The sequence below is a fragment of the Mycobacterium angelicum genome, from assembly GCF_002086155.1.
In the GTDB taxonomy this organism is placed as follows: Bacteria; Actinomycetota; Actinomycetes; order Mycobacteriales; family Mycobacteriaceae; genus Mycobacterium; species Mycobacterium angelicum.
The window spans coordinates 17,577-37,896 of sequence record NZ_MVHE01000024.1 but is presented as its reverse complement, the minus strand read 5'-3'; the positions used below and the strand labels follow the sequence as shown (position 1 = coordinate 37,896).

13 protein-coding genes and 1 pseudogene are annotated in these 20,320 nt (G+C 68.1%); 11 read left to right on the top strand and 3 right to left on the bottom strand.

All coding sequences use genetic code 11. The features are described from left to right. The first annotated feature begins 15 nt into the window (after positions 1-15). The 7 genes from BST12_RS15700 to BST12_RS15670 all read left to right on the top strand — a co-directional run bounded on the left by BST12_RS15700 (position 16) and on the right by BST12_RS15670 (position 9,744). Entirely contained in the window at positions 16-1,143 is a 1,128-nt protein-coding gene (locus tag BST12_RS15700) for an SPFH domain-containing protein (RefSeq protein ID WP_083114050.1), read from the top strand. A gap of 94 nt (positions 1,144-1,237) precedes the next feature. Then, positions 1,238-1,723 carry a GreA/GreB family elongation factor gene (locus BST12_RS15695; protein ID WP_083114049.1) on the top strand — a complete coding sequence of 162 codons (486 nt, stop codon included), beginning with the start codon at positions 1,238-1,240 and terminating at the stop codon, positions 1,721-1,723. A gap of 30 nt (positions 1,724-1,753) precedes the next feature. Beyond that, positions 1,754-2,182: a GtrA family protein gene (locus BST12_RS15690; protein WP_083114048.1), complete on the top strand. Its 429-nt coding sequence runs from the start codon at positions 1,754-1,756 to the stop codon at positions 2,180-2,182. Positions 2,183-2,330: 148 nt separating this feature from the next. Further along, positions 2,331-3,722 carry a decaprenylphosphoryl-beta-D-ribose oxidase gene (dprE1, locus tag BST12_RS15685; RefSeq protein ID WP_083114047.1) on the top strand — a complete coding sequence of 464 codons (1,392 nt, stop codon included), beginning with the start codon at positions 2,331-2,333 and terminating at the stop codon, positions 3,720-3,722. Continuing rightward, positions 3,723-4,496 (top strand): decaprenylphospho-beta-D-erythro-pentofuranosid-2-ulose 2-reductase, encoded by a 774-nt coding sequence (gene dprE2, locus BST12_RS15680; protein ID WP_083114046.1) that lies wholly within the window; start codon positions 3,723-3,725, stop codon positions 4,494-4,496. A 2-nt stretch (positions 4,497-4,498) separates the two neighbouring features. Then, complete coding sequence (locus BST12_RS15675; RefSeq protein ID WP_083114045.1) at positions 4,499-6,472, top strand: galactan 5-O-arabinofuranosyltransferase; 1,974 nt, start codon at positions 4,499-4,501, stop codon at positions 6,470-6,472. Next, positions 6,472-9,744 carry an arabinosyltransferase domain-containing protein gene (locus tag BST12_RS15670; protein WP_083114044.1) on the top strand — a complete coding sequence of 1,091 codons (3,273 nt, stop codon included), beginning with the start codon at positions 6,472-6,474 and terminating at the stop codon, positions 9,742-9,744. The genes BST12_RS15675 and BST12_RS15670 overlap by 1 nt, the downstream gene beginning before the upstream one ends. A gap of 178 nt (positions 9,745-9,922) precedes the next feature. Here BST12_RS15670 and BST12_RS33445 read toward each other — a convergent pair whose 3' ends face one another. The 3 genes and pseudogenes from BST12_RS33445 to BST12_RS33435 form a co-directional block, all read right to left on the bottom strand. Then, entirely contained in the window at positions 9,923-10,147 is a 225-nt protein-coding gene (locus BST12_RS33445) for an FHA domain-containing protein (protein WP_264062735.1), read from the bottom strand. Between the two features lie 69 nt (positions 10,148-10,216). Then, complete coding sequence (locus tag BST12_RS33440; protein ID WP_245850343.1) at positions 10,217-10,612, bottom strand: BTAD domain-containing putative transcriptional regulator; 396 nt, start codon at positions 10,610-10,612, stop codon at positions 10,217-10,219. After that, positions 10,570-10,968: pseudogene (locus BST12_RS33435) on the bottom strand (NAD(P)H-binding protein); the annotation flags it as partial. The gene BST12_RS33440 and the pseudogene BST12_RS33435, both read right to left, overlap by 43 nt. Positions 10,969-11,435: 467 nt before the next feature. On the opposite strand from BST12_RS33435, the gene BST12_RS15655 reads away from it, so the two are divergent. Genes BST12_RS15655 through embB form a run of 4 tightly spaced genes read left to right on the top strand, consistent with a single transcriptional unit; the run spans position 11,436 to position 20,307 of the window. Then, positions 11,436-12,473 (top strand): PPE family protein, encoded by a 1,038-nt coding sequence (locus BST12_RS15655; RefSeq protein ID WP_083114042.1) that lies wholly within the window; start codon positions 11,436-11,438, stop codon positions 12,471-12,473. Positions 12,474-12,493: 20 nt separating this feature from the next. Further along, entirely contained in the window at positions 12,494-13,666 is a 1,173-nt protein-coding gene (locus tag BST12_RS15650; RefSeq protein WP_083114041.1) for a PPE family protein, read from the top strand. A 57-nt stretch (positions 13,667-13,723) separates the two neighbouring features. Next, a complete protein-coding gene (locus BST12_RS15645; protein WP_083114040.1) occupies positions 13,724-17,011 on the top strand; it encodes an arabinosyltransferase domain-containing protein in 3,288 nt (1,095 codons plus the stop codon). 8 nt (positions 17,012-17,019) lie between these two features. Next, on the top strand, positions 17,020-20,307 hold the full coding sequence (embB, locus tag BST12_RS15640) for an arabinosyltransferase EmbB (protein WP_083114039.1): 3,288 nt from the start codon (positions 17,020-17,022) through the stop codon (positions 20,305-20,307). Positions 20,308-20,320 lie beyond the last annotated feature (13 nt).

The following is a 20,320-nucleotide window of genomic DNA, read 5'->3' as shown; positions in this document are numbered from 1 at the left end:
GCAAGGAGTTTGACAATGCTCGGTTACAGAGTGCCCGCGCCCGACGAGGCGATGCTCATCTCGGGCGGCAAAGCCAAGGGAAACGCCCCCTTCCGGGTCGTCACCGGCCACGGCGCCTTCGTCATCCCCTTCTTCCGCAAGGCCGCGTTCCTGACGCTGGCCATGTGTGAGGCCGAGGTCGCCGAAAAGTGCGTCACCCAGCAGGGCATCACCCTCAACGTCCGCGCGGTCATCGCCTTCAAGGTGGGCAACGACACCGAAAGCATCACCGCCGCAGCCCAGCGATTCCTGTCCGAGCAGGACCAGATGTCGGTGCTGACCGGCCGCATCTTCGCCGGCCACCTGCGCTCGATCATCGGCTCGATGACCGTCGAGCAGATCATCCGGGAACGTCAGAAGCTGGCCACCGAGGTGCTCGACGGGTCCAAGGAGGAGATGGCCCGGATCGGCCTGTCCGTCGATGCGCTGCAGATCCAGTCCATCGACGACGACGGGCTGGGCTACATCAATGCGATGTCGGCACCGCACAACGCCGCCATCCAACAGCAGGCGCAGATCGCTCAGGCGCAGGCCAACCAGGCGTCCGCGGAGGCCGAGCAGGAGTCGCAGCGCAAGCAGGCCGAATTCGCCCGCCAAACCGCGATCGTCAAGGCCCAATACAAGGCCGAAGTCGACAAGGCGCAGGCGCAGGCCGCCCAGGCCGGCCCGCTGGCCGAAGCCCAAGCCCAGCGCGAAGTCCTGGAGATGCGCACCGAACTGGCCGAGCGTGCCGCCGAACTGCGCCAGCAGGAACTGGTCGCCGAAGTGGTCAAGCCGGCCGAGGCCGAGGCCGAACGCGTCCGGATCCTGGCGGTCGCCGATGCGGAGAAGATGAAGATCCAAGCCGAGGCCGCCGCGTCGCACAATCGGGTGGCCCTGGACCGGATGCTCATCGACCAGCTGCCCGACATCGTGGAGAAGGCGGCGCTGGGGCTTTCCAGCGCAAACCTCACCGTGCTCAACGGCGCCGACGGCCTGGGCCAGGTGGCCAGCGGGCTGGTATCTCAGGGGCTGGCGATTTTCGACACATTGCGCAACGGCGTCGCCCACTACGACGAAGAAGAGATCGCGCCGGTCGTCGGAATCCCGAAGGACGGCGCATAGCCCTGCAAACGCTTTGCGAATACCGGTGACGTGCGCCTTTTTGTGGTGTATCACTGATACGCCAAGCACCCTACGTGGCGAAAGGTCGGGGGACGTGAGCGAAGAAGTCCAATCAACGGACCTGGCGGCAGCAGCGCGCGAACACCTCGCAGCTGAGCTCGACCGGCTGCGGCAACGCTACGAGCGCCTCGAGACTGAGGTCAAAAACGATCGCGGCATGATCGGCGACCACGGCGACGCCGCCGAGGCCATCCAGCGCGCCGACGAATTGGCCGTCCTCGCCGACCGGATCAACGAACTCGACCGGCGTTTGAAGGGCGGCCCCGCGCCCACCAGCGGATCCGAGGCGCTGCCCGGCGGCACCGAAGTCACCTTGCGGTTTGCCGACGGTGAAGTCGTCACGATGCACGTGATCTCCATCGTCGAGGAGACACCGGTGGGCCACGAGGCCGAGACGTTGACCGCGCGCAGTCCCTTGGGGCAAGCCCTGGCGGGGCATCAGCCCGGTGACACCGTGACCTACTCCACCCCACAGGGCCCGAACCAGGTTGAGCTCCTCTCGGTGAAGTTGCCCAGCTAGTTCGATTACGGGGACCGTTAGACTCCCCCGATGGTCAACCCACTACCGGAGGCCGCGCAGTCGCAACAGCCGTTGAGCCTGACGACGCAGGCGTGGCGCTTCATCGTCACCGGTGGTTTTTCGGCGATCGTCGACTTCGGCCTATACGTGCTGCTCTATAAGGCCGTGGGGCTGCAGGTCGACCTGGCCAAATCGCTGAGCTTCATCGCCGGCACCATCACCGCATACCTGATCAACCGGCGCTGGACCTTCCAGGCGGCGCCGAGCACCCGCCGGTTTGTCGCGGTCATGGTGCTCTACGCGATCACCTTCGCCGTGCAGGTCGGGCTCAACCATCTGTCGCTGGCGCTGCTGCACTACCGCGGATGGGCGGTACCCGTCGCGTTCGTGATCGCGCAGGGCACCGCGACGGTGATCAACTTCATCGTGCAGCGCACGGTGATCTTCCGGGTCCGCTGACGCGGCCAGACCGCGCTGGATCGCCATCGCGTGTGCATCCTGGGCGCAAAATCGGCCGGATTTCCGCCCTGAGCGCTCACCGGAAGCCGTGGGTGCACAGTGAGCGCCGTCAGCATCGTCGACCCAGTAGGCGGTACCCTCTTTGACGATGTCGAGCGCCGACCTTCCCACTACCCCCACCCGGCTGACCGGGTGGGGACGCACCGCACCCTCGGTGGCCGAGGTGCTGCGCACCCCGGATCCAGAGGTGATCGCCAAGGCGGTGGCGCGGGCGGCCGATGACCAGGCGAGCGGAGGCCGGGGCATCATCGCCCGCGGCCTGGGCCGCTCCTACGGCGACAACGCGCAGAACGGCGGCGGCCTGGTCATCGACATGACCCCGCTATCGCGCATCCACTCCATCAGCGCCGAGACCAAGCTGGCCGACGTCGACGCGGGCGTGAACCTCGATCAGCTGATGAAGGCGGCGCTGCCGTTCGGGCTGTGGGTCCCGGTATTGCCGGGCACCCGGCAGGTCACCGTCGGCGGCGCGATCGCGTGCGATATCCACGGCAAGAACCATCACAGCGCGGGCAGCTTCGGCAACCATGTGCGCAGCATCGACCTGCTGACCGCCGACGGCGAAATCCGGCAGTTAAAACCCGCCGGCGAGGAGGCCGAACTGTTCTGGGCCACCGTCGGCGGCAACGGCCTGACCGGCATCATCCTGCGGGCCACCATCGAAATGACGGTCACCGAGACGGCGTATTTCATTGCCGACGGCGACGTCACCGCGAGCCTGGACGAAACCATTGCGCTGCACAGCGATGGCAGCGAGGCCAACTACACCTATTCCAGCGCCTGGTTCGACGCGATCAGCGCGCCGCCGAAGCTGGGCCGTGCGGCGGTGTCCCGCGGCTCGCTGGCCACCCTGGACCAGCTGCCGGAGAAGTTGCGCCGCAATCCGCTGAAATTCGATGCGCCGCAACTGTTTACGTTCCCCGACATATTTCCCAACGGGCTGGCCAACAAATATACCTTCGGGCCCATCGGCGAACTCTGGTATCGCAAATCCGGCACGTATCGCGGCAAGATCCAGAACCTGACGCAGTTCTACCACCCGCTGGACATGTTCGGCGAATGGAACCGCGCCTACGGTTCATCGGGCTTCCTGCAGTACCAGTTCGTCATTCCGCCCGAAGCGGTCGACGAGTTCAAGCGCATCATCGCCGACATCCAATCCAGCGGCCACTACACATTTCTCAATGTGTTCAAGTTGTTCGGCCCGGGCAACCAGGCCCCGCTGAGCTTCCCGATCCCCGGCTGGAACATCTGCGTCGACTTCCCGATCAAGGCCGGGCTGGGCGAGTTCGTCAGCGAACTCGACCGGCGGGTAATGGAATTCGGCGGCCGGCTCTACACCGCCAAAGATTCCCGCACAACCGCCGAAACCTTCCACGCCATGTATCCGCGCATCGACGAATGGATTGCGGTGCGCCGCAAAGTCGATCCCCTGCGGGTGTTCGCCTCCGACATGGCCCGACGTTTGGAGCTGCTGTAAATGGTGCTTGACGCCGTTGGAAATCCCCAGACGGTGCTGCTGCTCGGCGGCACCTCCGAGATCGGGCTGGCCATCTGCGCGCGCTACCTCCGCGACGCCCCGGCCCGAATAGTGCTGGCCTGCATGCCCGAAGACCCGGGCCGCGACGACGCGGTCGCCGCGATGAAGGCGGCCGGCGCGCGCTCGGTGGAGCTGGTCGACTTCGACGCGCTGCAGACCGACACTCATCCGAAGGTCATCGACGAATGCTTCCACGGCGGCTCCAACAAAGACGTGGACGTCGCGATTGTGGCGTTCGGGTTGCTCGGCGATGCCGAGGAGTTGTGGCAGAACCAGCACAAGGCGGTGCAGATCGCCGAAATCAATTACACCGCAGCGGTTTCGGTGGGCGTGCTGCTCGGCGAGAAGATGCGCGCGCAGGGCTTCGGCCAGATCATCGCGATGAGCACGGTAGCCGGCGAACGGGTGCGCCGGTCGAACTTCGTCTACGGCTCCACCAAGGCCGGCCTGGACGGTTTCTACCTCGGGCTCTCAGAGGCGTTGCGCGAGTACGGCGTTCGGGTGCTGGTGATCCGGCCGGGCCAGGTGCGAACCCGGATGAGCGCGCACATCAAGGAAGCCCCGCTGACCGTCGACAAGGAATACGTCGCCAACCTCGCGGTGACCGCGGCCGCAAAAGGTAAGGAATTGGTTTGGGCGCCAGCAGCGTTCCGCTACGTGATGATGGTGTTGCGGCACATCCCGCGGACCGTCTTCCGCAAGCTGCCAATCTGAGCATGCGCAATGCACTGGCCACGCTCGGCCAGATGGCACTGGCGGTGTTGGTGGCCGTCGTGGTCGCGGTGGTGGCCCTGATCGCCATCGCCCAAGTGCAGTGGCCGGCCTTCCCGTCGTCGAACCAGCTGCACGCGTTGACCACCGTCGGTCAGGTCGGTTGCCTGGCCGGGCTGGTGGCCGCCGGGTGGGTCTGGCGGCGCGGGCGATTCCGTGTGCTGGCCCGGCTGGCCGGGCTGGTGTTCGTATCCGCGTTCACGGTGGTGACGCTGGGCATGCCGCTGGGTGCCACCAAGCTCTATCTGTTCGGGATCTCCGTCGACCAGCAGTTCCGCACCGAATACCTGACCCGGCTCACCGACAGCGCGGCGCTGCGCGACATGACCTATGTCGGGTTGCCGCCGTTCTACCCGCCGGGGTGGTTCTGGATCGGCGGGCGCGCCGCGGCCCTGACCGGGATGCCGGCCTGGGAGATGTTCAAGCCCTGGGCGATCACCTCGATCACCATCGCGGTGGCCGTCGCGCTGGTGCTGTGGTGGCGGATGATCCGCTTCGAGTACGCGCTGCTGGTCACCATCGCTACCAGTGCGGTGACGCTGGCCTACAGCTCGCCGGAGCCCTATGCCGCGATGATCACGGTGCTGCTGCCGCCGGTGCTGGTGCTGACGTGGTCGGGCCTGCGCGCCGGCGCCCGCGCCGTCGCCGTCGCCGCCGGCGCCGTCGCCGCCGAACGTGAAGCTGGCCGCACGCTCGAGGCCGAGCGTGAAGCTGGGTTCACGCTCGGCCTGGCCTCGAAGGGGCGTGGCTGGGCCGCAGTCGTCGGCGCCGGCATTTTCCTGGGCTTCGCGGCCACTTGGTACACACTGCTACTGGCCTACAGCGCCTTCACCATCACACTGATGGCGCTTTTCCTGGCCGCATCGCGGTGGCGCCACGACAAACGCTCAGCGCTCGACCCGTTGCGCAGGCTGGCCGTCATCGCCGTCATCTCGGCGGCCATCGGAGCCACCACCTGGCTGCCCTACCTGCTCAAGGCCGCCACCAACCCGGTCAGCGACAGCGGCAGCGCCCAGCACTACCTGCCCGCCGACGGCGCCGAACTGACCTTCCCCATGCTGCAGTTTTCGCTGCTCGGCGCGATCTGCCTGCTCGGCACGCTGTGGCTCGTGCTGAAAGCGCGCACCTCAGCCAGAGCCGGCGGCCTGGCCGTCGCCGTGCTGGCGATCTACCTGTGGTCACTGCTGTCGATGTTGACCACGCTCGCGCGCACCACACTGTTGTCCTTCCGCCTGCAGCCGACACTGAGCGTGCTGCTGGTGGCCGCCGGGGTGTTCGGCTTCGTCGAGGCCGCACAGGCGCTGTCCAAGCGCACCCGCGCCGCCCTTCCGATAGCCGCCGCGATCGGCCTCACCGGCGCCATCGCGTTCAGCCAGGACATCCCCGACGTGCTGCGGCCCGACCTGACCATCGCCTACACCGACACCGACGGCAACGGCCAGCGCGGCGACCGTCGGCCACCCAGCAGCGAGAAGTACTACCCGGCCATCGACCAAGCCATCCAGCGCGCCACCGGCAAGCCGCGCGACCAAACCGTCGTCCTGACCGCCGACTACAGCTTCCTGTCCTACTACCCCTACTGGGGTTTCCAGGGCTTGACGTCGCACTACGCGAACCCGCTGGCCCAGTTCGACAAGCGCGCCGCACGGATCGAGAGCTGGTCCAAGCTCAAGACGGCCGATGAGCTGATCCACGCCCTGGACCAGCTGCCCTGGCCGGCGCCGACGGTCTTCCTGATGCGCCGCGGTGCGGGCAATACCTATACGTTGCGGCTGGCCGAGGACGTCTACCCCAACCAGCCCAACGTTCGCCGCTACACCGTCGACCTCAAGTCCGCGCTGTTCGCCGATCCGCGGTTCGCCGTGGAAACCATCGGCCCGTTCGTACTGGCCGTCCGCAAGCCGGTGGCGGGCGCCTGATGGCTACCGAAACCTCGCCGGTCGTCGCCAAGCAATTACCATCTACCTCCGTGAGCGACGCGGGAGCAAACTACCGGATCGCTCGGTACATCGCCGTCGTAGCCGGTCTGCTGGGCACGGTGCTGGCGCTGGCCACCCCCCTGCTGCCGGTCAAGCAGACCACCGCCCAACTGAACTGGCCGCAGAACGGCACCTTCAGCAGCGTCGAAGCGCCCCTGATCAGCTACGTCGCCACCGACCTGAACATCAGCGTGCCCTGTCAGGCCGCGGCCGGACTGGCCGGACCGGAGAACACCAACAAGACGGTGCTGCTGTCGACCGTGCCCAAGCAGGCGCCCAAGGCCATCGACCGGGGTCTGCTACTGCAGCGCGCCAACGACGACCTGGTGCTGATCGTGCGCAACGTTCCGGTGGTCAGCGCGCCGCTGAGCCAGGTGCTCAGCCCGGCCTGCCAGCGCCTGACGTTCACCGCGCACGCCGACAAGGTCGTCGCCGAGTTCGTCGGGCTGAGGCAGGGACCCAACACCGAGCATCCGGGCGAGCCGCTGCGCGGCGAGAAGGGCGGCTACGACTTCCGCCCGCAGATCGTCGGCATCTTCACCGACCTGTCCGGACCGGCACCGCCGGGGCTGAGCTTCTCGGCGACCGTCGACACCCGCTACAGCAGCAGCCCCACCGCGCTGAAGATGGCGGCGATGATCCTGGGGCTGGTGATGACCGCCGGCGCCCTGATCGCCCTGCACCTGCTGGATACCGCCGACGGCACCCGGCACCGGCGCTTCCTGCCCGCGCGCTGGTGGTCGGTCGGCGGGCTGGACGCTCTGGTGATCGCGGTGCTGGTGTGGTGGCATTTCGTCGGGGCCAACACCTCTGACGACGGCTACATCCTGACCATGGCCCGGGTATCCGAACATGCCGGCTACATGGCGAATTACTACCGCTGGCTGGGTACGCCCGAGGCGCCGTTCGGCTGGTACTACGACCTGCTGGCGCTCTGGGCGCATGTCAGCACCGCCAGCATCTGGATGCGGCTGCCCACTCTGTTGATGGCGCTGACCTGTTGGTGGGCGATCAGCCGCGAAGTCATCCCGCGGCTGGGCCACGCCGTCAAGCAGAGCAGGGCCGCGGCCTGGACGGCTGCCGGCATGTTCCTGGCGGTGTGGTTGCCACTGGACAACGGCCTGCGACCCGAGCCGATCATCGCCCTGGGCATCCTGCTGACCTGGTGCTCAGTGGAGCGGGCGGTGGCCACCAACCGGCTACTGCCGGTGGCGACCGCCTGCATCATCGGCGCGCTGACGCTGTTCTCCGGGCCGACGGGTATCGCCTCGATCGGGGCGCTGCTGGTCGCGATCGGGCCGTTGCGCACCATCGTGCACCGGCGCTCCAAACAGTTCGGCGCGCTGGCGCTTTTGGCCCCCATCGTGGCCGCCACCACGGTCACCGTCATCCTGATCTTCCGCGACCAGACCCTGGCCGGCGAAATGCAGGCGACCGCCCTCAAGCGCGCGCTGGGACCCAGCCTGAGCTGGTTCGACGAGCACATCCGCTACGAGCGACTGTTCATGGCCAGCCCCGACGGTTCGGTGGCCCGGCGCTTCGCGGTGCTGGCGTTGATTCTCGCGCTGGCCATCACGGTGGCAATGTCGTTGCGCAAGGGGCGAATTCCGGGCACCGCCGCCGGACCAAGCCGTCGCATCGTCGGGATCACCATCATCTCGTTCCTGGCGATGATGTTCACCCCCACCAAGTGGACACACCATTTCGGCGTGTTCGCCGGGCTGGCCGGATCACTGGGTGCCCTGGCCGCGGTGGCGGTGACGGCCAGGGCCATGCGTTCGCGACGCAACCGAACCATGTTCGCCGCCGTGGTGCTGTTCTTGGTGGCGCTCTCCTTCGCCAGCGTCAACGGCTGGTGGTATGTGTCCAATTTCGGTGTGCCATGGTCTAATTCGTTCCCCCAGTGGCGGTTCGGCTTCACCACCGCACTGTTGGCGCTGACCGTGCTGGTGCTGCTGCTGGCGGCGTGGTTCCACTTCATCGCTACCGCCGACGGACCGCCGCGAACCCGATTCGGAACCCGGCTGGCCGGAATCGTCCAGTCCCCATTGGCAATTGCGACGTGGCTGCTGGTGACGTTCGAAGTGGTGTCGCTGACCCTGGCGATGACCACGCAGTATCCGGCGTGGACGGTGGGCCGGTCGAACCTGCAAGCGCTCACCGGCAAGACCTGCGGGCTGGCCGAGGACGTCTTGGTCGAGCTCAACCCCGACGACGGGATGCTGACGCCGGTGGGTGCTCCAGTGGCAGACGCCCTTGGCGCCGGACTTTCAGAAGCGTTCACGCCCAACGGTATTCCCGCCGACGTCTCCGCCGACCCGGTGATGGAGCGCCCGGGCGACCGCAGTTTCGTCAACGACGACGGCATGATCACGGGCACCGAAGCCGGCACCGAGGGCGGCACCACCGTCGCGGCCGGGATCAACGGCTCGCGGGCGCGGTTGCCGTTCAACCTCGACCCGGCCCGCACCCCGGTGCTGGGCAGCTGGCGAGCCGGCATCCAGGTACCGGCCATGCTGCGGTCGGGCTGGTATCGGCTGCCGCCGAAGGATCAGCGCGCCAAGACGCCGCTGCTGGTGGTATCGGCCGCCGGCCGCTTCGACCCGCGCGAGGTCCAGGTGCAGTGGGCCACCGACGAGGAAGCCGCCGCCGGACACCACAGTGGCTCAATGGGATTCGCCGATGTCGGCGCCGTGCCGGCCTGGCGCAACCTGCGCGCGCCGCTGTCGGCCATCCCCAGCTCCGCGACCCAGGTTCGCCTGGTCGCCGACGACAACGACCTGGCACCCCAGCACTGGATCGCGCTCACTCCGCCGCGGATTCCGAAGCTGCGCACGCTACAAGACGTGGTGGGTTCGAAGGATCCGGTGTTCCTGGACTGGCTGGTGGGTCTGGCGTTCCCATGCCAGCGACCGTTCGGCCATCAAAACGGCCTCGACGAAACCCCGAAATGGCGCATCCTGCCGGACCGGTTCGGCGCCGAGGCCAACTCACCGGTGATGGACAACAACGGCGGTGGCCCGCTGGGCGTGACCGAGCTGCTGGTGCACGCGACGACGGTAGCCAGCTATCTCAAAGGCGACTGGTTCCGGGACTGGGGCGCGTTGCAACGCTTAACGCCCTACTACCCCGACGCGCAGCCGGCCCACCTGGAATTGGGTACGGTGACCCGCAGTGGGTTGTGGAACCCGGCGCCGCTGCGCCGGGGTTAGCACACCAGCCGTCATCCGGCCGCATAGCGGCCAATCCCCAAGCGACAAGCCACGAAAGCAGCCGTGGGCAGCGGCGCGGGTCGCCGGCGCGAAAGGCGACTTCGAGTTCACCGGGCTAGCGTGCGGGCGCGCCCCTTGCCCGTCAGTCGCGAGATTCTTGCAGAATTCTGCGCGGGATTCAGCCGCGGCGAACCTCGAAGGTGAACGCGTGCCCGCAGACACAGATCTGGTCGCCGTCGGCAAGCCAGGCGCTACCCTGGACGGCCTGGCCGCCTACCTCGACGCCGTTGGTCGACCGTAGATCGGTGTTCATGAAACCCGTTCCCGCATCGAGGCTTACGGCGTGATGACGTCTGACGTCGGTGTCCTCGATGACGACGTCGTTATCGGTGGAAGGGCCGATCCGGATGGTGGCCCCTAGTAACGGATGGCGGCGCGCTGGGCACCGACGGGCTCTTGGCGCAGGATGCGCTCATGCAACGCGGTGAGCGTCGGACCGGGGTCGATGCCGAAGCGGTTCCCGAAGCGGGTGTTCGGCGGTCAGCGCCTCGAGTTCGGCGATGACCGATTCGGCCCGCCCACATGTGATTTCGAATAGTGAACGTGCACACCGGGTTTCTGCGCCTTGGCCACCTCGACCATGTGGCGCGCAACCTCTGCGGTGGCGACCGGACGGTAGCGGGCCAGCGGGCCGATCAGCAGCAGATTCGCCAGCGGCGTCAGCTTTTTGAACGCGTCTTCGGCGGGCCTGCTGTCCGGGCGTGACGCCAGCAGCAGCGAGGGCCGGAAGATCTGGACCGCGGGCAGTGGCATTGCCGAAACCGCCCGCTCCGCCTCGGCTTTCACCTGGCTGTAGTAGAAGGGCGATTTCGGGCTGGTGCCGATGCCGGACACCAGCAGGAACTGCCGTGCGTTGGCGTCGGCGGCCAGCTGCGCAAGCTTGACGACGTAGCCGTAGTCGACCTTGCGGAACGCCTCCTTGGAACCCGCCTGCGATGCCGTAGTGCCCAGACAGCAGAAGACGTCAGCGTCGGCGAACAACTCGCGCTGCGCGTCGAGCTCGTCGAAGTCGACGACGTGCTCGCTCAACTTCGGGTCCTCGGTCCCGCCCGGGCGGCGCACCAACGAATGAACCCGTCCCCAATCAGAGTCTTTGAGCAGCGCCCGAAGCACCTCGCCGCCCACGGCCCCGCTTGCACCGGCCAAAACCGCGGTCCTCGTCATTACTGGCAGAGTAGCCCGGCCCCACCTCCGGCGCGGCCAGTCCGCGAACTGGTCGTGTCGGCGGACGACAGCACCCGAGCAAACGATCCGCAAGCGGAGTATATGCATGTGGAACTATTGCGATAGACATCTTTTTCTCGGCCTGATTTTTTGTGTGGAGCGCAAGTTTCGGTTGCGTCACGCGGGCGACATCCGGTTACCGACGGCACCGCGACGGCTGCTCGCGTGCGGCGGCTGGCTGAATCATCTGCGCAGGTGAAATCCCATATGGGTGCGCATACCGAGCAACCACAAGGCGCCGTCGCGCCGTCATCGCGGCGTCCTAGGCGCGGCCGGGCATCGGCCTGATCGCCGTTTGCCTCCCGCTCAGCGCAAGGGCCGTGTGCACTTTAGCCTCACAGCCAGCAACTTTGTCTGAACGTCGGCGCGGCTAACAACTACCTGAGGCGGACCAACAATCGATGCTGATGGATTTCGGGGCCTTGCCCCCTGAGATCAACTCCGGTCGCATGTACGCCGGCCCCGGCTCCGCACCGCTGCTGGCCGCCGCGTCCGCCTGGGACGAGCTGGCCTCCGACTTGGCGCTGGCGGCCGCCGGCTACGGCTCGGTGATCTCGGAGCTCACCGGCTCGGCGTGGATCGGACCGGCGTCCGCCGTCATGGTCGCCGCCGTCGGCCCGTATGTGGCCTGGTTGAGCGCCACCGCCGCACAGGCCGAGACGGCAAGCACCCAGGCAAGAGCCGCCGCGGTGGCCTACGAAACGGCCTTCGCGATGACGTTGCCGCCGCCGGCGGTCGCCGCGAACCGCGTTTTGCTGATGATGCTCATCGCGACCAACCTGTTCGGCCAGAACGCGGGCGCGATTGCCGCCGCCGAATTCCACTACGCCGAGATGTGGGCCCAGGACGCCGCCGCCATGTTCGGCTACGCGGAGTCGGCGGCGATGGCCGCCGCGCTGACACCGTTCACGCCGCCACCGAGCATCGTCGGCGTGGTCGGTGCGGCGGCAACCACGGCCGCCACCGGCCTGACGCCTACCGAATGGGCCGTGCTGCTCGCCTCGTTGGCCACCGCCGAAGGATTCATCTACGACGGGGCCGGTTACACGCTGAACATCGAGCAGATAGCGCAGATGCTGATCATGGCGCCGAGTGGCGCAACGCTGGCGACGGCGGACGGTGCAGCGCGGGCCGGGGCGGGGTCTCTCGCGCCGGTGCTGGCGCATGGCGCCGCAATCGAAGTGTCGGCGACGCTGGGCGAGGCCGCCAACGTAGGTCGGCTGTCGGTGCCGTCGACGTGGCTGCCGGCGCCCGCGAGTCCGTCGGCGCCCCCGGCGGCCGCCGCGGCATCGCCGGCCGGCTTCGTCCGTCCCGCGGCGACGGGCGGAACGGCGAGCCTGCTGCGCGGCCTGCCGGTGAGCGGCCGCGGGCGCTCCAGCAGCTTCGGCCAGCGCCGCCAAGGTTTCAGTCCCACGGTCGTGCACCGCCCGGTAGTCGCCGGATAGTCGTAAGGGGTTGTTAGCGAATGGATTTCGGAGCGCTTCCGCCGGAGGTCAACGCCGCGCGAATGTATGCCGGTCCGGGCTCGGCGCCGATGATGGCCGCAGCGTCGGCGTGGAACGGACTGGCCGCCGAGTTGGGTGCGACCGCCGCCGGGTATGACGCGGTGATCAAGACGCTCAGCGGCGAGGAGTGGCTCGGGCCCGCCGCGGCGGCCATGGCCACCGCGGTGATTCCCTATGTGGCTTGGCTGAGCGCGACGGCGGGCCAGGCTCAGCAGGCGGCCAAACAGGCAACCGCAGCCGCGGCGGCCTTCGAGACCGCATTCTCGTCGATGGTGCCCCCGCCGGTTATCGCGGCGAACCGGGCCCAGCTGTCATCGCTGGTTTCGACCAATCTGCTGGGTCTCAACGCCCCCGCGATTGCGGCCAATCAAACCCAGTACGGCGAAATGTGGGCCCAGGCCGCCATGACGATGTACGCCTATGCCGGGTCGTCGGCCAGCGCCGCGGCGGTCACGCCGTTCGCCCCGCCGCCACAGACCACCAACCCGGCGGGTGCAGCAGGGCAGGCCGCCGCGGTCACGCAGGCCGCGGGCACCGCTGCCGGTACCGCGCTGGCGCAATTGCTCTCGGCGCTGCCCAGCGCATTGCAAGGGCTTTCCACACCGATCTCGTCGATCTTCAACGCGGCGGGGGCCTCCTCGATCCCGAGTTGGCTGCAGGCGTTCCTGACCTGGTACGTGCCGGTGTCGCAGCTGATCTACAACACCACCGGCCTGCCGTACTTCGGCATCGGTATCGGCAACAGCCTGATTGGCTCGGCGCGGGCATTGGGGATGATCGGACCGCAGGCCGCCGAAGCGGCGGCCGGGGCCGCTGCCGCGGCCGCGCCGGCAGCCGCTAGCGCGGCGGGCGCTCTGGGCGGCGGTGGACCGGTAGCGGCGAGTCTGGCGAGCGCGAACTCCATCGGCAAGCTGTCGGTACCTCCGACATGGGCTCCGTCGGCGGCGGCCCCCGCCGCTGTGCCCGGGGCGCTACGACAAATCGACCAGATCGTCGAGGCCCCCGAGACCGCGGCGGCGGGAAATTTGTTGGGTGGCATGCCGTTGGCCGGTGCGGGTGCGGGCACGGCAGGTAGCGGGCCTCGCTACGGGTTTCGGCCCACCGTGATGGCCCGCCCGCCGTTCGCGGGATAGCGCTGCGCGGCCCGGCATCCGAAAAGCCGTCAGCCGCGTCGCCTACCATCGACCCTCGTGCCCCACGACGGTAATGAGCGATCCCACCGGATCGCCCGGTTGGTAGCCGTCGTCTCAGGAATCGCCGGCCTGCTGCTGTGTCTCCTGGTTCCGCTGCTCTCGGTGCGGCAGACAACGGCGACGATCCTGTGGCCGCAGGGCACCACCGGGCCCGGCACCAACGTCAGCCAGATCACCGCCCCGCTGGTCTCCGGGGCACCGCGCGCGCTGGACATCTCCATCCCCTGCTCGGCCATGGCCACCCTGCCCGCCGACGGCGGCCTGGTGCTGTCCACGCTGCCGGCCGGCGGGGTGGACACCGGCAAGCACGGGCTGTTCGTCCGCGCCGACAAAGACACGATCGTCGTCGCCTTCCGCGACACCGTGGCCGCGGCGGCATCGCGCGCGGCGGTCGCCCGCGGTTGCAGCGTGCTGCACATGTGGGCCGACGCCGGGGGCGCGGGCGCGGACTTCGTCGGCATTCCCGGCGCCCGGGGCACCCTGGCTCCGGAGAAGAAGCCCCAGATCGGCGGGATCTTCACCGATATGAAGGTCCCCGCACAGCCGGGGCTGTCCGCCCGCATCGACATCGACACCCGCTTCATCACCGCGCCCACCCTGGTCAAGAAGATCGTGATGATTCTGGGCGCGCTCGCCGTGCTGACCGCCATCGTCGCCCTGGCCGTTCTGGACCGGCACAGCCGCGGGCGCACGTCCTGGCGTGTTGGTCTAGGGGCCTGGCTGAAACGGGTGGGCTTTGCCACCTGGCTGGCCGACGCCGGAGTGATCGCGATGCTGCTGCTCTGGCACGTGATCGGCGCGATCTCGTCGGACGACGGCTACAACCTCACCATCGCCCGGGTGGCGCCGAAGGCCGGCTACATCGCCAACTACTACCGCTACTTCGGGACCACCGAGGCGCCCTTCGATTGGTATTTCTCGGTGTTGGCGCGGATGGCCTCGATCAGCACGGCCGGTGTGTGGATGCGGCTACCGGCCACGCTGGCCGGGATTGCGTGCTGGCTGCTGATCAGCCACTGCGTGCTGCGCCGGCTGGGGCCCGGCAAGGGCGGTCTGGCGGCCAACCGGGTGGCCGTGCTGACCGCGGGGGCGGTGTTCGTGGCGGCCTGGCTGCCGTTCAACAACGGCCTGCGGCCCGAGCCGCTGATCGCCCTGGGTGTGCTGGTGACCTGGATGCTGGTGGAACGCGCGATCGCGCAGGGCAAGCTGGCTCCGGCGGCGCTCGCCATCATCGTCGCGACGCTTACCGCGACGCTGGCGCCCCAAGGTTTGATTGCCGTCGCCGCGCTGCTGACCGGCGCGCGCGCCATCGCCCAGATCATCCGGCGCCGGCGTGCCACCGACGGTCTACTGGCTCCGCTGGCCGTCCTGGCCGCCGCGTTTTCGCTGATCACCGTGGTGGTCTTCCGCAGCCAGACGCTGGCCACGGTGGCCGAGTCGGCCCGCATCAAATACAAGGTCGGGCCGACGATCGCCTGGTACCAGGACTTCCTGCGCTACTACTTCCTCACCGTCGAGAGCAATGCGGACGGATCGATGGCCCGCCGCTTCGCGGTGCTGGTGCTGCTGCTGTGCATGTTCGGGGTGCTGTTCGTGCTGCTGCGCCGGGGCGGGGTAACCGGGCTGGCCAGCGGTCCTGCCTGGCGGCTGATCGGCACCACGGCGCTGGGTCTGCTGCTGTTGACCTTCACCCCCACTAAGTGGGCGATCCAGTTCGGCGCGTTCGCCGGGCTGGCCGGCGCCCTGGGCGCCGTCACCGCGTTCACCGTCGCCCGGATCGGACTGCACAGCCGGCGCAACCTCGCGCTGTACGTCACCGCGCTGCTGTTCGTGCTGGCCTGGGCCACCTCGGGGATCAACGGGTGGTTCTACGTCGGCAACTACGGCGTGCCGTGGTACGACATCCAGCCCGTCATCGCCAGCCACCCGGTGACCACGATGTTCCTGATGCTGTCGATCGTGACCGGACTGCTGGCCGCTTGGTACCACTTCCGGATGGACTACGCCGGCCACACCGAGGTCAAGGACAACCGGCGCAACCGCGTCCTGGCCTCCACACCGCTGCTGGTGGTCGCGGTCATCATGGTGCTGGGCGAAGTCGGCTCGATGGCCAAGGGTGCGGTGTTGCGCTACCCGCTCTACACCACCGCCAAGGCCAACCTGGCCGCGCTGGAATCCGGGCTTTCGCCCACCAGCTGCGCCATGGCCGACGACGTGCTGGCCGAACCCGACCCCAATGCCGGCATGCTGCAACCGGTTCCGGGCCAGACCTTCGGTCCCGGGGGCCCGCTCGGCGGCATCAACCCGCTGGGCTTCAAACCCGAAGGCGTGGGCGACGACCTGAAATCCGACCCGGTGGTGAGCAAACCCGGCGTGGTCAATTCCGATGCCTCACCCAACAAACCCAACGCCGCCATCACCGACTCCGCGGGCACCGCCGGCGGCAAAGGCCCGGCCGGAGTGAACGGGTCACACGCGGCCCTGCCGTTCGGGCTGGACCCCGCCCGTACCCCGGTGATGGGCAGCTACGGCGAGAACACGCTGGCCGCGCGCGCCACTTCGGCCTGGTACCAATTACCGCCCCGATCCCCCGATCGGCCGATCGTCGCCGTCGCCGCCGCAGGCGCCATCTGGTCCTATAAGGAGGACGGCGACTTCGTCTACGGCCAATCGCTGAAACTGCAGTGGGGCGTCACCAAGCCCGACGGCAGCATCGCGCCGCTCGGCGAGGTGTTCCCGATCGACCTTGGGCCCCAACCCGCATGGCGCAACCTGCGCTTCCCCTTGAACTGGGCCCCGCCGGAGGCCGACGTGGCGCGCATCGTCGCCTATGACCCGAACCTGAGCCCCGAGCAGTGGTTCGCGTTCACCCCGCCGCGGGTTCCGGTGTTGCAGACGCTGCAGCAGCTGATCGGGTCGCAAACCCCGGTGTTGATGGACATCGCGACCGCGGCCAACTTCCCCTGCCAGCGGCCGTTCTCCGAACACCTTGGCGTCGCCGAACTTCCGCAGTTCCGCATCATGCCCGACCACAAGCAGACCGCGGTCTCGTCGAACCTGTGGGAGTCCGCCTCCACCGGCGGACCGTTCATGTTCACCCAGGCCCTGCTGCGGACCTCGACCGTCGCGACCTATCTGCGCGGCGACTGGTACCGCGACTGGGGAACGGTGGAGCAGTACTACCCGTTGGTGCCGCCCAACCAGGCGCCCGAGGCCGTCATCCAGGAAGGCGTGATCACGGTGCACGGCTGGAGCCGGCAAGGACCGATTAGGGCTCTCCCATGAGCCGAGCCATGACCGTCACGACCGACCGGGACCAGCCGCTGACCGCAAACCGCGATGTGCGGGTGACGCGCTGGGTGGCCACGATCGCCGGCCTGATCGGCTTTGCGCTGTCGGTCGCGACACCGCTGCTGCCCGTCGTGCAGACCACCGCGATGCTCAACTGGCCGCAGCAGGGCCAGCTGAATAGTGTTACGGCGCCGTTGATTTCGCTGACACCGGTCGACTTCACCGCCACCGTGCCGTGCGAGATGGTGCGCGGCATGCCCGCCGACGGCGGGGTGATCCTGGGCACCGCACCCAAGCAGGGCAAGGACGCCAATCTGCAGGCGCTGTTCGTTGTGGTGAGCAAGCAGCGCGTCGACGTCACCGACCGCAATGTGGTGATCCTGTCGGTGCCGCGCGATCTAGTGGTCGGCGGCGCAAACGGGCCGGGATGTTCGAACATCGAGATCACCTCCACACACGCCGGCACCTTCGCCCACTTCGTCGGGCTGAAAGATCCGCGGGGTGCACCGCTGCGCAGCGGCTTCCCGGACCCCAACCTGCGCCCGCAGATCGTCGGAGTATTCACCGACCTCACCGGACCGGCGCCGCCCGGACTGAAGCTCTCGGCGACCATCGACACCCGCTTCTCCACCACGCCGACAACGCTGAAGCTGTTGGCGATCGTCGGGGCCATCGTGGCCACCGTCGTCGCGCTGGCCGCGCTATGGCGCCTCGACCAACTCGACGGCCGGGGCTCAATTGCCCAACTCCTCCCCAGGCCGTTCCGGCCTGCATCGTCGCCGGGCGGGCGCCTGCGCCCCCGCATCCCGGCTAACTGGCGCACGTTCACCTTGCTGGACACCGTGGTGATCTTCGCGTTCCTGCTCTGGCACGTGATGGGCGCCAACTCCTCCGACGACGGCTACATCCTGGGCATGGCGCGCGTCGCCGACCACGCGGGCTACATGTCCAACTATTTCCGCTGGTTCGGCAGCCCAGAGGACCCGTTCGGCTGGTACTACAACCTGCTGGCCTTGATGACGCACGTCAGTGACGCCAGCATCTGGATGCGGCTGCCCGACCTGTTCGCCGGACTGGTGTGCTGGCTGCTGCTGTCCCGCGAGGTGTTGCCCCGGCTGGGGCCGGCGGTGGCGGCCAGCAAACCGGCCAACTGGGCGGCGGCCATGGTGCTACTTACCGCGTGGATGCCGTTCGACAACGGGCTGCGCCCGGAAGGCATCATCGCGCTCGGCTCGCTGGTCACCTACGTGCTGATCGAGCGGTCCATGCGGTACAGCCGGCTCACACCGGCGGCGCTGGCCATCATCACCGCGGCCTTCACCTTGGGCGTGCAACCGACCGGCCTGATCGCGGTGGCCGCGCTGGTGGCCGGTGGCCGTCCGATCCTGCGGATCCTGGCCAAACGCCGTCGGCTGGTCGGCACGCTGCCGCTGCTGTCGCCGATGCTGGCCGCCGGCACCATCATCCTGACGGTGGTGTTCGCCGACCAGACGCTGTCAACGGTGTTGGAGGCCACCCGGGTTCGCAGCAAAATCGGGCCCAGTCAAGCCTGGTACACCGAGAACCTGCGCTACTACTACCTCATCCTGCCGACCGTCGACGGCTCGCTGTCACGCCGGTTCGGCTTCCTCATCACCGCGCTCTGCCTGTTCACCGCCGTCTTTATCATGTTGCGGCGCAAGCGAATTCGCGGCGTGGCCCGCGGGCCGGCCTGGCGGCTGGCCGGTGTCATCTTCGGCACCATGTTCTTCCTGATGTTCACCCCCACCAAGTGGGTGCACCACTTCGGGCTGTTCGCCGCGGTGGGGGCCGCGATGGCGGCGTTGACGACGGTATTGGTATCGCCATCGGTATTGCGCTGGTCGCGGAACCGGATGGCGTTCCTGGCGGCGGTGTTCTTCATGCTGGCGTTGTGCTTCGCCACCACCAACGGCTGGTGGTATGTCTCCAGCTACGGTGTGCCGTTCAACAGCACCATGCCCAAGATCGCCGGGATCACGGTCAGCACAATCTTTTTCATTCTGTTCGGGCTTGCCGCCTTGTACGCCGCCTGGCTGCATTTCGCGCCCCGCGGCAGTGGCGAGGGCCGGCTGACCCGGGCTTTGACCACAGCGCCGGTGTCGCTGGCGGCCGGCTTCATGGCGCTGGTGTTCGTGGCCTCGATGGGCATCGGGATCGTGCGGCAGTACCCCACCTACTCCAACGGCTGGTCCAACCTGCGGGCGTTCACCGGCGGCTGCGGCCTGGCCGACGACGTGCTCGTCGAACCGGACCCCAACGCCGGCTTCATGACGCCCGTTCCCGGCGATTACGGTCCGCTGGGGCCGCTGGGTGGTGTCAACCCCGTCGGCTTCACCCCCGACGGCGTGCCGGAACACACCGTCGCCGAGGCGATGGTGATGAAGCCCAACCAGCCCGGCACCGATTACGACTGGGACGCGCCCACCAAGCTGAAGACGCCGGGCATCAACGGCTCCACGGTGCCGCTGCCCTACCAGCTTGATCCGGCCCGGGTGCCGTTGGCCGGCACCTATGCCACCGGTGCGCAGCAGCAAAGCAGGCTCGCCTCGGCGTGGTATCTGCTGCCCAAGGCCGACGACGGGCATCCGCTGGTGGTCATCACCGCGGCGGGCAAGATCGCCGGCAACAGCGTGCTGCACCACTACACCGCCGGCCAGACCGTGGTCCTGGAATACGGAAAGCCCAGTCCCGCTGGGGATTTGGTGCCGAGCGGCCGGCTGGTACCCGACGACCTGTACGGCGAGCAGCCCAAGGCGTGGCGCAACCTGCGCTTTGCCCGCGACCGGATTCCCGCCGACGCCGTCGCCGTCCGGGTGGTGGCCGAGGACTTGTCGCTGACGCCGGAGGACTGGATCGCGGTGACCCCGCCGCGGGTGCCGGAGCTGCGGTCGCTGCAGGAGTACGTCGGCTCGGCGCAGCCGGTGCTGCTGGACTGGGCGGTGGGGCTGGCCTTCCCGTGTCAGCAGCCGATGCTGCACGTCAACGGCGTCACCGAGATACCGAAGTTCCGCATCACGCCGGACTACAACGCCAAGAAGCTGGACACCGACACCTGGGAGGACGGCACCAACGGCGGCCTGCTCGGGATCACCGACCTGCTGTTGCGCGCCCACGTGATGGCCACCTATCTGTCCCGCGACTGGGCCCGCGACTGGGGTTCGCTGCGCAAGTTCGACACCCTGGTCGACGCGCCCCCGGCACAACTGGACTTGGGTACCGCGACCCGCAGCGGATTGTGGTCGCCCGGCAAGATCCGGATCGGGCCGTAACGCTGCCCGTCGA